The sequence below is a fragment of the Mesorhizobium sp. B3-1-7 genome, from assembly GCF_006439385.1.
Lineage (GTDB): Bacteria > Pseudomonadota > Alphaproteobacteria > Rhizobiales > Rhizobiaceae > Mesorhizobium.
Genome location: NZ_VFTL01000008.1, coordinates 29,283 through 42,238, shown reverse-complemented (window position 1 = coordinate 42,238; position 12,956 = coordinate 29,283). Strand labels below are relative to the sequence as shown.

The 12,956-nt window shown below is 64.5% G+C and carries 14 protein-coding genes; 9 read left to right on the top strand and 5 right to left on the bottom strand.

Annotated features, from left to right (window positions below):
- Positions 1–44: 44 nt before the first annotated feature.
- From FJ417_RS08855 to FJ417_RS08840, 3 genes are all read right to left on the bottom strand, one after another.
- Complete coding sequence (locus FJ417_RS08855; protein ID WP_140783188.1) at positions 45–494, bottom strand: SRPBCC family protein; 450 nt, start codon at positions 492–494, stop codon at positions 45–47.
- Positions 491–811 (bottom strand): metalloregulator ArsR/SmtB family transcription factor, encoded by a 321-nt coding sequence (locus tag FJ417_RS08850; RefSeq protein ID WP_140647191.1) that lies wholly within the window; start codon positions 809–811, stop codon positions 491–493. The genes FJ417_RS08855 and FJ417_RS08850 overlap by 4 nt, the downstream gene beginning before the upstream one ends.
- Positions 812–1,148: 337 nt before the next feature.
- On the bottom strand, positions 1,149–1,574 hold the full coding sequence (locus tag FJ417_RS08840; RefSeq protein WP_140783187.1) for a GNAT family N-acetyltransferase: 426 nt from the start codon (positions 1,572–1,574) through the stop codon (positions 1,149–1,151).
- Between the two features lie 184 nt (positions 1,575–1,758).
- On the opposite strand from FJ417_RS08840, the gene leuD reads away from it, so the two are divergent.
- The 5 genes from leuD (at position 1,759) to leuB (ending at position 5,823) form a co-directional block, all read left to right on the top strand.
- Positions 1,759–2,364 carry a 3-isopropylmalate dehydratase small subunit gene (leuD, locus tag FJ417_RS08835; protein ID WP_140647189.1) on the top strand — a complete coding sequence of 202 codons (606 nt, stop codon included), beginning with the start codon at positions 1,759–1,761 and terminating at the stop codon, positions 2,362–2,364.
- Between the two features lie 71 nt (positions 2,365–2,435).
- Complete coding sequence (locus FJ417_RS08830) at positions 2,436–3,371, top strand: hypothetical protein (protein ID WP_140783186.1); 936 nt, start codon at positions 2,436–2,438, stop codon at positions 3,369–3,371.
- A 325-nt stretch (positions 3,372–3,696) separates the two neighbouring features.
- Positions 3,697–4,080 (top strand): RidA family protein, encoded by a 384-nt coding sequence (locus FJ417_RS08825; RefSeq protein WP_140783185.1) that lies wholly within the window; start codon positions 3,697–3,699, stop codon positions 4,078–4,080.
- 10 nt (positions 4,081–4,090) lie between these two features.
- Positions 4,091–4,441, top strand: coding sequence for a VOC family protein (locus FJ417_RS08820; RefSeq protein ID WP_140783184.1), 351 nt, complete (start codon positions 4,091–4,093; stop codon positions 4,439–4,441).
- Between the two features lie 278 nt (positions 4,442–4,719).
- Positions 4,720–5,823, top strand: coding sequence for a 3-isopropylmalate dehydrogenase (gene leuB, locus FJ417_RS08815; RefSeq protein WP_140783183.1), 1,104 nt, complete (start codon positions 4,720–4,722; stop codon positions 5,821–5,823).
- A 324-nt stretch (positions 5,824–6,147) separates the two neighbouring features.
- On the opposite strand, the gene FJ417_RS08810 is transcribed toward leuB, so the two are convergent.
- Positions 6,148–8,013 carry a DEAD/DEAH box helicase gene (locus FJ417_RS08810; protein ID WP_140783182.1) on the bottom strand — a complete coding sequence of 622 codons (1,866 nt, stop codon included), beginning with the start codon at positions 8,011–8,013 and terminating at the stop codon, positions 6,148–6,150.
- Between the two features lie 667 nt (positions 8,014–8,680).
- Between FJ417_RS08810 and FJ417_RS08800 the strand changes: the two genes are divergently transcribed.
- Positions 8,681–9,715, top strand: coding sequence for an aspartate-semialdehyde dehydrogenase (locus tag FJ417_RS08800; RefSeq protein ID WP_140647880.1), 1,035 nt, complete (start codon positions 8,681–8,683; stop codon positions 9,713–9,715).
- A 508-nt stretch (positions 9,716–10,223) separates the two neighbouring features.
- Here the strand turns inward: FJ417_RS08800 and FJ417_RS08795 are convergent.
- Entirely contained in the window at positions 10,224–10,631 is a 408-nt protein-coding gene (locus FJ417_RS08795; protein ID WP_140783180.1) for an ACT domain-containing protein, read from the bottom strand.
- A 162-nt stretch (positions 10,632–10,793) separates the two neighbouring features.
- On the opposite strand from FJ417_RS08795, the gene FJ417_RS08790 reads away from it, so the two are divergent.
- From FJ417_RS08790 to FJ417_RS08780, 3 genes are all read left to right on the top strand, one after another.
- Positions 10,794–11,699 (top strand): bestrophin family ion channel, encoded by a 906-nt coding sequence (locus tag FJ417_RS08790; RefSeq protein WP_140783179.1) that lies wholly within the window; start codon positions 10,794–10,796, stop codon positions 11,697–11,699.
- A gap of 290 nt (positions 11,700–11,989) precedes the next feature.
- The gene (locus FJ417_RS08785; RefSeq protein WP_140647876.1) at positions 11,990–12,400 is read left to right on the top strand and encodes a DoxX family protein; all 411 of its coding nucleotides are present in this window, start codon (positions 11,990–11,992) and stop codon (positions 12,398–12,400) included.
- Between the two features lie 12 nt (positions 12,401–12,412).
- Positions 12,413–12,940 (top strand): SRPBCC family protein, encoded by a 528-nt coding sequence (locus tag FJ417_RS08780; RefSeq protein WP_140783178.1) that lies wholly within the window; start codon positions 12,413–12,415, stop codon positions 12,938–12,940.
- Positions 12,941–12,956 lie beyond the last annotated feature (16 nt).

Below are 12,956 nucleotides of genomic sequence, written 5' to 3'. Positions count from 1 at the left end.
AGATTCAATCCCACCAAGGATTGTCTCGTATCCGAAACGAACGTTCACCCCTTTGACGGCGGGCGCTCGAAACCCTTGCCGGTTTCAAGCAGGCTCTTGAGGCTCGCCAGAACCAGCGGCCAGCCCTTGGAGACGTTCGGGATCAGCCTGTGCGGGCCGTCGGCCTCGTGGATGACGGCGAGCTTCATCAACTCGCCGTCGGGCTCTACGGTGAAGGTGCAGCGGGTGTAGCCGTCCTCCTTGACCTCGGGCATCCATTCGTTGCGCCATTTGATGACCAGGCGTTTTGGCGGGTCGACCTCGAGAATCTCGCCCGAGTCGGCGACGCGCCCGTCGGGGAAGATCAGTTTCCAGCTCGAGCCGACCTTCCAGTCGCTCTCCTGATAGGAGCAGAGGAAGAACTGCCGGTTGAATTCCGGATCGGTCAGCGCCTGCCAAAGTTTTTCAGGCGTCGTGCGGATATAGGTGACATAAACAAAGCTGTTCTCGCTCACGGCTCTTCCCTTTCAAGGCGTTGCTTCAGGTGGCTGAGGGCAGCAAGCCGCCCCCGCTCGAACTTGCCGATCCAGCGCTCGGCGATCTCGTTGATCGGAACGGGGTTGAGGTAGTGCTCCTTCTCGCGGCCGCGGCGCATGGTGGTGACGAGGTTGGCCTCCTCGAGGATCGCCAGGTGCTTGGTCACCGCCTGGCGCGTCATCTCCATGTGCTCGCAGAGCGCGTTCAGCGTCTGCCCGTTCCGGGCATGGAGACTGTCCAGCAATTGCCGGCGGGTCGGGTCGGCCAAAGCGCGAAAGACGGCATCCATGCTCATGGCTCTAATATGCAACCATTTGGTTGCATGTCAAGCGGTGGCAAAAATATTCTGCCGCCTGATGACTGCTTGCCTAAGTTTTCTTGCTTGCCGGATTGTGCCTGTCTTGAGGTGGCTTCGCTTTTGAGCAGCGCCTTCCCCCACTCCGTCGCTGCTTCGCAGCGCCACCTCTCCCCCCTCCGGAGGGAGAGGAAGGGAGCCAGGGTCGGCGACCTCGCACGGTTCCTCTCCCCGGTCGATCGGGGCAGAGGTGTCGAGCGAAGCTCGACGGAGTGGGGGTCGATCTGGCTCGCCGGTTCCAGGCAGGAGTCGGCTCCGATATCGGTGGCGGTTCAGGTCAGCGTTTGCGGGAGAACCAGAAGGCGTCGCTCATGCGCGTCATGCCGATGCGCTCGTAGAAGCCGACGGCGTCGGGCATCGAGATCAGGCTGATGGCGACGGAAGGGCCAAGGTGGCGCTGTGCTTCGTCCATCAGGCCCTTGCCGACGCCGAGACCCTGTGCCGAAGCGGATACGGCGAGTTCGGAGATGTAGCAGACCCAGGAAAAATCGGTGATGCCGCGCGCGACGCCGATCAGCGGCTTGCCCTCGATGTCGAGCCGCGCTGTCAGCACCAGATTGGCATTGCCGAGCATTGTCTTAAGGCGCGCTTCGTCGTCCACGGGCCGTGTTTCACCGAGGCCGGATTCGATCAGCACACGGCGGAATTCGGCGACGTCGAGGGCAGGCTCGCTGGCGTAAAGGACTTTGGAAGGCTCAACCATGATCGCAGACTGCACCAGCCGGCCAGGATTTCGAAGCCGTTTTTTAGGTATTGCAGCTCCGGCGCGCATGCCATGCTCGACTTGGCCCAAGGCCCGCGCACGAACAGTTGCCTTTCATTTGCCGCCGGCTTTGTGTAAACCGTCCCGCAAAACTCCCCGCAAGCCAAGAAGACGGGCAAGGATCATGGATAAATTCACCAAGCTCACCGGCGTCGCCGCGCCCATGCCGATCGTCAATGTCGACACCGACATGATCATCCCGAAGGATTATCTGAAGACGATCAAGCGCACCGGGCTCGGCACCGGCCTGTTCGCCGAGATGCGCTACAACGAGGACGGTTCGGAGAACCCGGATTTCGTGCTCAACAAGCCGGCCTACCGCAAGGCGCAGATCCTGGTCGCCGGCGACAATTTCGGCTGCGGCTCGAGCCGCGAGCATGCGCCCTGGGCGCTGCTCGATTTCGGCATCCGCTGCGTGATTTCGACCTCGTTCGCCGATATCTTCTACAACAACTGCTTCAAGAACGGCATTCTGCCGATCACCGTCAGCCCGGAAGACCTCGACAAGCTGATGGACGACGCCTCGCGCGGCTCCAACGCGACGCTGTCGATCGATCTGGAAGCCAAGGAAATCCGCGGGCCGGACGGCGGCGTGGTGACCTTCGACCTCGACGACTTCAAGCGCCATTGCCTCTTGAACGGCCTCGACGACATCGGGCTGACCATGGAGAAGGCCGGCGCCATCGCATCCTTCGAGAAGAAGAATGCCGAGCAGCGCCCCTGGGCCTGAGCACCTAAGCTATATCGATAGGCCCCGGCCATGGCAGGCCGGGTTCGTGGCGGCTGAATGGAGGGACAGTCATGACACGCTCGCTTCTGGCTGCTTCGGTGGCACTCGCTCTCGCCACAATCGGCGCGAATGCGCAGACCGCCGCGCCGGCCACGCAGCCGGCGCCCGCGACGTCCGACCAGCCGGCCGCCGATCAAGGCGCATCCGACCAGGGATCGGGCAGCGACCAGGCCGCGTCGGATGACGACAAGCAGGCGCCGATCCCGTTCGAAGGCGGCCAGCTCACCATCACGCAGCCGGAGCAGGACGGCGAGAAGGTGCTGTCCTATGACGGCAAGCAGCTGGCCAGCAATTACGACGTCTTCTTCGACAGGATCGTCAAGATCGGCGACGTCAACGTGGCGCTGGTCGATGTCGGCGACGGCGGCAACCAGTGCGGGCCGGCCAAGGTCATCGTCTGGAAGCCGAAGGACGGCGAGATCCAGACCACCACGGTCGAGCAGGACGAATGCGGCGCGCCGCCGGCGGCAGTCTCCGACAGCGCCATCTATTTCGTGCCCTATCTGCTGCCGGGCGATTCCAAGCCGGCGCTGCAATGGTCGCCTACGGAAGGGCTGACGACCTCCGGCAACCTGACCTACACGCCCGAACCCGGCACCGGCTGGAAGGATGTCGACCCGTCGAAATACGACAACATCATCGACGCCTTCCACAACGAGGCCGTCTACAAGGCCGGACAGGCGCTGCTCGGCAAGGACATGCCCGACATGGCGACCAGCCTGCTGGTCGGTGGCGGCACCGAAAAGACGGCCTCGGGCACCTTCTACGCCACCGGCTGCGTGCCGCATGACTGCGGCGGCAATGACGGCTTCATGGCGGTCGACCCGGCCAAGCAGAAAGTCTATTTCGCCCGCCGCGGCGACAATGGCGAGCCGCACGCCTGGCCACCGGTCAAGGACTGGCCGGATGACATCAAGAAGGCCTATGACGACGCGCAGGGGAACTAGGGCGACCATCCGTGCCTTCGTCATTCTAGGGCGGAGCGACGCGTAGCGGAGCGCAGACCCTAGAATCCATGCCGTGACGGTTACCGTAGGGTGCAAACGGTGCAGAATTCTGAAACGCTGCGGCGCTTCGACGTCACGGCATGGATTCCAGGGTCTGCGCGCGTCGCTTCGCTCCTTGCTCCGCCCAGGAATGACGACCGGAGGGAGGTTTCGGCCAATCACCCATGTCGCGCTTACCTTTCCTGACAACGGTCCGCCTGGCTTGGCCCACGACCAGACCCGTCTTCCCCTGCTAGAGGGGGCGCAACCATCACGAGGAGGCCCCATGCGCAAGCTCATCTCCACTGGCTCCCCCTTCGAGAAGACCGCCGGCTATTCGCGCGCGGTGGTGCAGGGCGACTGGTGTTTCGTGTCCGGAACGACCGGCTACGACTATGCCACCATGACCATGCCGGATACGGTCGAGGCGCAGACGCGCAATTGCCTCGCGACCATCGCCAAGGCGCTGGCCGATGGCGGCTTCGACATGGCCGACGTGGTGCGGGCGCATTATTACATCACCGACCAGGCCTTCGTTGACGTGGTCTTCCCGATCCTCGGCGAGGCGTTCGGCGACATCCGCCCGGCAGCGACGATGATCGTGTGCCAGCTCAACAAGCCGGAGATGAAGATCGAGATCGAGGTGACGGCGCTGCGGCGCACGGCATAGGAGCTGAGGGATGGCGGTTCGGCGCATCGTAACCAACATCGCCACAAGGGACATCGCCGCGGCGAAGCGCTTCTATCGTGACGTGCTTGGCCTCGATCTGCTCATGGATATGGGCTGGATCGCCACCTACGGCTCCGAGGAACGGATGCAGGTGCAGGTGAGCTTCATGGCCGAGGGCGGATCGGGGACGCCGGTGCCGGACCTGTCGATCGAGGTCGACGACGTGGATGCGGCGCTTGCGGGTATGGAGAAGGCCGGTTTTGCCATCGAATACGGCCCGGCCGATGAACCCTGGGGCGTGCGTCGCTTCTATGTGCGCGACCCGTTCGGCCGGCTGGTGAATGTTCTGTCGCATCGGTAGGCGCTGCCGGTCTTCTTTGAGACGCTGGCGGGACAGCACCCCTCTCTGTCCTGCCGGACATCTCCGGCAAGGGGGAGATTGGCAGCTTGGCCGCCCCGCTCCTCTTTTTCAACGTCGGCGATTGGCGAAGGCCGAAGTGCATCGATCTCCCCCCTTGCGGGGGAGATGCCCGGCAGGGCAGAGGGGGGTGTGAAGGATCTCGGCGCTCGTCCCCTTGCGCCGCAAGCGCTTGCCGTTTAGCAAGGCGCCGGTTCAATTCTCTCACCGGACGGTTCTCCATGGCTTCGAAAAATCTCTTCCTGCTCGCCGGCGACGGCATCGGCCCCGAGGCCATGGCCGAGGTGAAGAAGCTGATCAAGGCCATGAACGACAAGCTCGGCAGCGGCTTCGCCACCGACGAGGGGCTTGTCGGCGGCTGCGCTTACGATGCGCATGGCGCGGCGATCTCCGATGCAGACATGGCAAAGGCGATGGCGGCGGATGCGGTGCTGTTCGGCGCCGTCGGCGGGCCGAAATGGGATGCCGTGCCCTACGAGATGCGCCCCGAGGCCGGCCTGCTGCGGCTGCGCAAGGACATGGAGCTGTTCGCCAACCTCAGGCCGGCGATCTGCTACCCGGCTTTGGCCGCCTCTTCCTCGCTCAAGCAGGACGTGGTCGAGGGCCTGGATATCCTGATCGTGCGCGAGCTCACCGGCGGCGTCTATTTCGGCGAGCCGAAGCAGATCATCGATCTCGGCAACGGCCAGAAGCGCGGCATCGACACCCAGGTCTACGACACGTTCGAGATCGAGCGCATTTCGGGCGTCGCCTTCGAGCTGGCGCGCACGCGCAAGAATCACGTCACCTCGATGGAAAAGCGCAACGTCATGAAGTCGGGCGTGTTGTGGAACGAGGTGGTCAGCCAGACGCACAAGGCCAGATACAGCGACGTCAAGCTCGACCACATGCTGGCCGATGCCGGCGGCATGCAGCTGGTGCGCTGGCCGAAGCAGTTCGACGTCATCGTCACCGACAATCTGTTCGGCGACATGCTCTCCGACATCGCCGCCATGCTGACCGGCTCGATCGGCATGTTGCCGTCGGCCTCGCTCGGCGCGCCGGATGTGAAGACCAAGAAGCGCAAGGCGCTCTACGAGCCGGTGCACGGCTCGGCGCCCGACATCGCCGGCAAGGGCATCGCCAACCCGATCGCGATGATCGCGTCCTTCGCCATGTGCCTGCGCTATTCCTTCGGCATGGTCGCCGAGGCCGACAAGCTCGAAGCGGCGATCGCCGCCGTGCTCGACGACGGCCTGCGCACCAAGGACATCTTCTCGGAAGGCATGAAGGAAGTCGGCACCACCGAAATGGGCGACGCCATCATCGCCAAGTTCCTGGGGTGAAACCAGCCGGTCAGCCCGACGTTGCGGGAGCCGGCAGCCACCACGCCTTCGTCATTCCATGGCGGAGCAAGGAGCGAAGCGACGCAGCACAGACCATGGAATCCATTCCGTGACCTATGAGCGTCGCAGCGGTTCAGAAAAAGCCTTCGTTCCGCACCGTTGCGACTCTTCGCGCGAGGTCACGGAATGGATCCTCGGGTCTACGCGTCCGCTTCGCTCCCGCTCCGCCCGTGGATGACGAAGTTCGGACGCTTCAGCTAATCTCCGAGGTTGGCGATCTACCCGGCGCTCGCCGCGGGTCGGCTTCCAACTTCCGTCGCGATCTTACGCTGGCCGCTTCTTCTGCTTCTTGCGCTTTGCCGACTGGTCGGATTTCGGCTTGTCGAACTTCGCCTTTGCCGGCTTCTTCGCCCAAGATTTCGCCTCGCCGCCAGGCTGTCGCTCGCCCGGTTCCCGCTTCTCGAATCTGGGGCTCTTCTGGTCGAAAGCACCCTTGCCGCGATGCGGCTTCTTGTCCGGCTTCGGCGGCTGGTAGCCGGCCCGCGACAGGTCCGGCGTGCCGTCGATCCGCTTGACCGCGATGTTGCCCTGAAGCTTGCGGTCGGGGCCGATCGCGGCGACGAATCGGTCGGCCCAGTCGGCGGCGATCTGCACGAAGGTTTCTTCCGGCTGCATCTTAATGGCGCCGATCTCGCGCTTGGACATGCCGGCGGTGCGGCATAGCATCGGGATCAGCCAGCGCGGCTCGGCATTCTGCCGGCGGCCGACCGAAAGCGAGAACCAGACGCTGTCGCCGAAATCGTCGCGGCGCCTGGGTGTCTCCTCCCGGCGCGCGAATTTCTCGCCCGCCAATCTTTCATGCGAAGGCGTGAACGGCGCGACGTCGAGCAGGTCCTCAGGCGCCGAGCGGCTGCTGCGGCAAAGCCGCACAAAGGCAGCCGCCACTTGTTCGGCGCCGTGCTGGTCGAGCAGCGTCTCGATGAAGGAGCGCTCCTCCTCGTTGATCGGTTCGGCAAGCGCGGGATCGGCCAGAATGCGCTCGTCGTCGCGGCGCAGCACATCGTCGGCCGAGGGCGGGCTCGCCCATGTCGCCTTGATGCCGGCATTGTGCAGCAGCCGCTCGGTGCGCCTGCGGGCATTGCCCGGCACGATGAGCGCGCTGACGCCTTTGCGCCCGGCGCGGCCCGTGCGACCACTGCGATGCAGCAGCGTCTCGGGGTTGGTCGGCAGATCGGCATGCACCACCAGCTCGAGATTGGGCAGGTCGATACCGCGCGCCGCGACATCCGTTGCGATGCAGACTTTTGCGCGGCCGTCGCGCATCGCCTGCAGCGCGTGGCTGCGCTCGTTCTGGCTGAGCTCGCCCGACAGCGCCACGACGGAGAAATTGCGGTTGTTGAAGCGCGCCGTCAGGTGGTTGACCGCCGCGCGTGTGTTGCAGAACACCAGCGCGTTTTGCGCCTCGTAGTAGCGCAGCACGTTGATGATGGCGTTTTCCCGGTCAGCCTGGGCAACGCTGAGCGCTCGGTATTCGATATCGAGATGCTGCTTTTCCTCGCCGCCGGCGGAGATCCGCACCGCATCGCGCTGGTAGCCCTGGGCGAGCGTGGCGATGGAGCGCGGCACGGTGGCGGAAAACATCAGCGTGCGGCGCTCGGGCGGCGCGGCATCGAGGATGAATTCGAGGTCTTCGCGAAAACCGAGGTCTAGCATCTCGTCGGCCTCGTCGAGCACCACCGCCTTCAGCGCCGACATGTCGAGCGCGCCGCGCGTGATGTGGTCGCGCAGCCGCCCCGGCGTGCCGACGACGATGTGGGCGCCGCGTTCCAGCGCGCGCCGCTCGGTGCGCATGTCCATGCCGCCGACGCAGGAGGCGATCTGCGCGCCAGTCAGTTCGTAAAGCCATTCGAGCTCGCGCCGCACCTGCAGCGCCAGCTCGCGTGTCGGCGCCACGACCAGCCCCAGCGGCGCGCCGGCGCCGGCGAAACGCTCAGCGCCGCCAAGCAGGGTCGGCGCCACGGCGAGGCCGAAGGCGACGGTCTTGCCGGATCCGGTCTGCGCCGAAACCAGCGCGTCGGCCTGGCCGAGCTCCGTCTCCAGCACCGCCTTCTGCACCGGCGTCAGCGCTGAATAACCGCGCTTTTCCAGCGCCTCCGCCAGCGCAGGAACGATCGTTTCGAAACTGGACATTTTCTTCTTTCGGAATTCGGGGTTCTGTGCTCGTCGTGGAGCACAAGGCCGGCACTGCGCCAGCCAAAGGATATCTGGGCGTTCGTACTTCTTGCGGCCTCACTTGTATAGTGCATGGGCTCCACCAGGACCGCGACCATGCTGTGCCGGCGACTGGCGAAACCGCTCGCGAGAGCGCCCTCTCCCCGTCACTATACGGGAGAGGATGCCGGCAGGCAGGTGAGGGGCAGCGCGACCGCTGATAGGTAAGGCAGGGGCGGGGCTTCAGGCCTCACTTCCGGACGAGCTAACTGTCGAAGTCGGCGCCGCCCCTCATCCGCCCTTCGGGCACCTTCTCCCCGTATAGTGACGGGGAGAAGGAGAGCGTTGCGCCGATTGACTCTTCTATCAAACCGCGTAAAAGCCCGCGTCGAACGGGATCGTTTTTCAATGCGCGGCCTTTTGATGGCTCTTCTTGCATTCGACTCCCCCAGCCACAATGTAACGCATTGGGCTGGGCGCTTAGACGCGTCCGTCCGTTCCAGCAAAACTACGGCCAAAACCACCACCAAAACGGTGTGATTCCCTTGGCCTAACCACCCTCTCCCGGGTCTGGCCCGGGGACGGAACCCGCATGAGGCCGGCGGGTTTCTCCAACAACCAAGCGGAGAGGGACAGGAGATATCAGATGAGTTTCAAGGTTGCGGTAGTCGGCGCCACGGGCAATGTGGGTCGCGAAATGCTCAACATTCTGGACGAACGCGGCTTCCCGGTGAGCGAAGTGGTGGCGCTGGCGTCGCGGCGCAGCCAGGGCACCGAAGTGTCCTTCGGCGACCGCACGCTGAAGGTCAAGGCGCTCGACCAGTACGATTTTTCCGATACCGACATCTGCGTCATGTCGGCGGGCGGCAATGTGTCGAAGGAATGGTCGCCGAAGATCGGCAAGCAAGGCTGCGTCGTCATCGATAATTCGTCGGCCTTCCGCTACGATCCGGACGTGCCGCTGATCGTGCCGGAGGTCAACCCGGACGCGATCTCGCTGTTTACACGCAAGAACATCATCGCCAACCCGAACTGCTCGACCGCGCAGCTCGTCGTGGCGCTGAAGCCGCTGCATGACGTCGCCACCATCAAGCGCGTCGTCGTGGCCACCTACCAGTCGGTCTCCGGCGCCGGCAAGGAAGGCATGGATGAGCTGTTCACCCAGACCCGCGCGGTGTTCGTCGCCGACCAGGTCGACGTCAAGAAGTTCACCAAGCGCATCGCCTTCAACGTCATCCCGCATATCGACGTCTTCCTCGACGACGGTTTCACCAAGGAAGAGTGGAAGATGGTCGCCGAGACCAAGAAGATGCTCGACCCCAAAATCAAGCTGACGGCGACCTGCGTGCGCGTGCCGGTATTCATCGGCCATTCGGAAGCCGTCAACATCGAGTTCGAGAAGCCGATCACGGCGGATGAGGCGCGCGAGATCCTGCGCGAGGCGCCCGGCTGCCAGGTGCTCGACAAGCGCGAGAACGGCGGCTACATCACGCCGCTCGAATCGGCCGGCGAGGACGCCACGTTCATCTCGCGCATCCGCGAGGATTCGACCGTCGACAACGGCCTGTCGATGTGGGTGGTCTCCGACAATCTGCGCAAGGGCGCGGCGCTGAACGCCGTGCAGATCGCCGAGCTGCTGGTCGAGCGCGGCCTCATCCAGCCGAAGAAGAAGGCGGCCTGACGGCAGTTTGTTTTCGCTCACGGGCCGTATCGCCGCTGCCGCGGCTGGCCCTCCGCGAGGGCGCCGGACGACCGGCGGCCCGCGGTCGCGGGCTCGGCCTTCGGCAGTTGTTTTCGCTCACGGGCCGTATCGCCGCTGCCGCGGCTGGCCCTCCGCGAGGGCGCCGGACGACCGGCGGCCCGCGGTCGCGGGCTCGGCCTTCGGCAGTTTGTTTTCGCTCACGGGCCGTGTCGCCGCTGCTGCGGCTGGCCCTCCGCGGGGGGCGCCGGACGACCGGTGGCCCGCGGTCGCGGGCTCGGCCTTCGGCCGGGACGCCCTTCCTTCTCCCCGTTCAACGGGGAGAAGGAAGGGCGGATGAGGGGCAGCGCCGGCCTATGAGTGACCGGACCGAAATCACCCTGCGCCCGGCCATCGGCTCCGATGCCGCCACCATCGCGAAATATCCGGCAGGCCTTCCTTGTTGGCCGAGCCGTCGCCGAAACCATCTCTACGCGCTCAGGCGCTGAGTTCACCCACCGCTTTCCGCCGCCAACCGCTGCAATATGGCCAGCGCTTCCTCGGCCCGGTCGGCGGGCACGAAGAGATGGTCGTGGTAAAAGGCCGAGACCGGATTGACGCCCATGCCGGCCGCCGCGAGCCGTCTCGTGATGGCGGCGAGGAAGCCGACGGCTTCCAGCGAGGAGTGCACGTTCAATGTTATCATTCGGCAGCGGAACGTGCCGGCGAGGCCGGCTGATTTCGCCTCGTCTTCGGTTGTGATCAGGGTCAGGCCTTCCCGCTCGCGAAATTGCATGATGGGATCGAGTCTCGCCGGGACCGGCGTGTCCGGCGTCAGCGTCGCGAACACATAGACGTCGGCAAGCAGTTGCGGCGTCATCGACGCGAGCAGTTTTTGCAGGTCGGTCTCGCCCGTCATCGTCGCTCCTCCTCTTGGCAGTCGCAGTCGCATGTCTCAATACATGCAAGGGCCGACGGTCCGGCCGTGCCGACGACATCTCGATGTCGCTTGCTGTCGCGCCGCGGGCATCGACCGCACAATAAGACATCAAAGCCAAGCCGGCTTGCAAAGGTTAACCCGATGATCGTCCGACCGCGCCCGACATTCCTGCAATTGTTCTTCATCATGCGTGGTTCGGTGGTGCCGCGCATCCTGCCGCAGATTTTCGGCTTCGCCCTCTATTCGGCGGTCATCCTGCTTCTGGCGCGACAGTTCCATCTCGACCTCAGCGCTTTCAGCATCGCGCCTTTCGGGCTCGTCGGCGTGACGCTCTCGATCTATCTGTCGTTCCGCAACAACGCCGCCTATGACCGCTGGTGGGAGGCGCGCAAACTCTGGGGCGCGCTGGTTTTCGAGATACGCAACCTGGCGCGCGCCACCACCAGCCTGGTCGGCGAACGCGCCGAGCAGCGCGCGCTTCTGATGGAGGCGCTTGCCTTCTGCCACCTGCTGCGCGGGCAACTGCGCAAAATCGACAGCATAAAGGACGCCCGCGCCTTCATCGGCGACGAGGTCGACAAGGCCGCCGCCCGCACCAATCCGGCCGACGACATGGTCCGCCGCATGGGCCGGCGCGCCAATGCGCGGCGCGAGGCGGGCGCGCTCGACCCGATCGGCTTCCGCATCCTCGATGAAAGGCTGGCCGCGATCGCCGCCATCCAGGCCGGCTGCGAGCGGATCGCCGGCACGCCCTTGCCCTTCGCCTATACGCTGCTGGTGCACCGCACGGCCTATGTCGTCTGCCTGCTCTTGCCGATCGGCCTGGTCTCGACCACGGGTTGGGCGACGCCGCTGTTCACGGCGCTGATCGCCTATACATTCTTCGGCCTCGACGCGCTGTCGGAGGAGCTCGAGGACCCGTTCGGCATCGAGGCCAACGACTTGGCGCTCGACGGCCTTTGCCGCGTCTGCGAGATCTCCGTGTTCGAGGCGATGGACGAGACGCCGCCGAAGATGATCGCGGCCGACAAGTTCTACTTCTCTTAGGAGGTCGATCCACGAGGGCTCTGCCCTCGGAGATTGGTCGAAAGCGCTGTGTTCTCTTCGTCATTCTAGGGCGGAGCAAGGAGCGAAGCGACGCGGCGCAGACCCAGAAGTTAAGATCGCCTGGCTGGAGCTTCATTCTAGAGCGCTGCATTCTTCGTTCGACGTCACGGCATGGATACTCGGGTCAAGCCCGAGTATGACGAAGGCGTGTAGGATCGCGGCATGTTCCTTCGTCCTTGGATCGAACCCGGCAAATGGCCGGCATTCGAAACCATCAGGAGGGAATATCCATGAGCATTTCCGAAGCCGCGCCTGCTTCAAAAGGCGCTTTGTGGGCCGGGCGCGCGCTCAGCGGCGTCATCGTCCTGTTCATGATCTTCGACGGCGCCATCAAGCTGCCGCCGCTCGACATCGTCACGCAAACGATGGCGCAGCTCGGCTGGCCGGCCGATCCGAATGTGGCGCGCATGCTGGGCGTCATCGGCCTGGTCTCGACCGCGCTCTACGCATGGCCACGCACGTCGGTGCTCGGCGCCATCCTGCTCACCGCCTATATGGGCGGCGCGATTTCGACGCATGTGCGGATTGGCAACCCGCTGTTCTCGCACACGCTGTTCGGCGTCTATCTCGGCATTATCCTGTGGGGCGGGCTCTATCTGCGCGACGCAAGGGTGCGCGCGCTGATCCCGTTTTCGCGATAGGGAGGAGAAGAGATGTTTGCCACCATCCTCATCATCCTGGCCCTCATCATCGCCGCCGTGCTGGTCTATGCCGCGACCCGGCCGAACGATTTCGTCGTCACCCGCTCGGCCAGCATCAAGGCGCCTGCCGAGACGATCTTCCCGCTGATCGACGATTTTCGGCGCTGGCCCGAATGGTCGCCCTACGAAAAGCTCGATCCGAAGATGAAGCGCACGCTCTCCGGCGCCGAAAGCGGCAAGGGCGCGGCCTATGCCTGGGAGGGCAATTCCAAGGCCGGCAAGGGGCGCATGGAAATCGTCAACTCGGTGCCGTCCTCGCTGGTTTCGCTCAAGCTCGATTTCGAAAAGCCGTTCAGGGCCAACAACACTGTCGATTTCTCGCTTTCGCCGTCCGGCGAGGGCACGACCGTGACCTGGGCGATGCGCGGCGCGAGGCCCTTCGTCGCCAAGCTGATGGGCCTGTTCATGAATTTCGACACGCTGATCGGCAAGGATTTCGAGGCTGGGCTGAGCAATCTGAGACGCCTCGCCGAGCGGTGAAAACCGCGAAGTTTCA

Coding starts and splice junctions, on each gene's coding strand:
- FJ417_RS08790 (WP_140783179.1), top strand. CDS start 10,794: ATGATCGTCCGACCGCGCCCGACATTCCTGCAATTGTTCTTCATCATG.
- FJ417_RS08800 (WP_140647880.1), top strand. CDS start 8,681: ATGAGTTTCAAGGTTGCGGTAGTCGGCGCCACGGGCAATGTGGGTCGC.
- FJ417_RS08810 (WP_140783182.1), bottom strand. CDS start 8,013: ATGTCCAGTTTCGAAACGATCGTTCCTGCGCTGGCGGAGGCGCTGGAA.
- leuD (WP_140647189.1), top strand. CDS start 1,759: ATGGATAAATTCACCAAGCTCACCGGCGTCGCCGCGCCCATGCCGATC.
- FJ417_RS08830 (WP_140783186.1), top strand. CDS start 2,436: ATGACACGCTCGCTTCTGGCTGCTTCGGTGGCACTCGCTCTCGCCACA.
- FJ417_RS08840 (WP_140783187.1), bottom strand. CDS start 1,574: ATGGTTGAGCCTTCCAAAGTCCTTTACGCCAGCGAGCCTGCCCTCGAC.
- FJ417_RS08795 (WP_140783180.1), bottom strand. CDS start 10,631: ATGACGGGCGAGACCGACCTGCAAAAACTGCTCGCGTCGATGACGCCG.
- FJ417_RS08825 (WP_140783185.1), top strand. CDS start 3,697: ATGCGCAAGCTCATCTCCACTGGCTCCCCCTTCGAGAAGACCGCCGGC.
- FJ417_RS08850 (WP_140647191.1), bottom strand. CDS start 811: ATGAGCATGGATGCCGTCTTTCGCGCTTTGGCCGACCCGACCCGCCGG.
- FJ417_RS08785 (WP_140647876.1), top strand. CDS start 11,990: ATGAGCATTTCCGAAGCCGCGCCTGCTTCAAAAGGCGCTTTGTGGGCC.
- FJ417_RS08820 (WP_140783184.1), top strand. CDS start 4,091: ATGGCGGTTCGGCGCATCGTAACCAACATCGCCACAAGGGACATCGCC.
- leuB (WP_140783183.1), top strand. CDS start 4,720: ATGGCTTCGAAAAATCTCTTCCTGCTCGCCGGCGACGGCATCGGCCCC.
- FJ417_RS08780 (WP_140783178.1), top strand. CDS start 12,413: ATGTTTGCCACCATCCTCATCATCCTGGCCCTCATCATCGCCGCCGTG.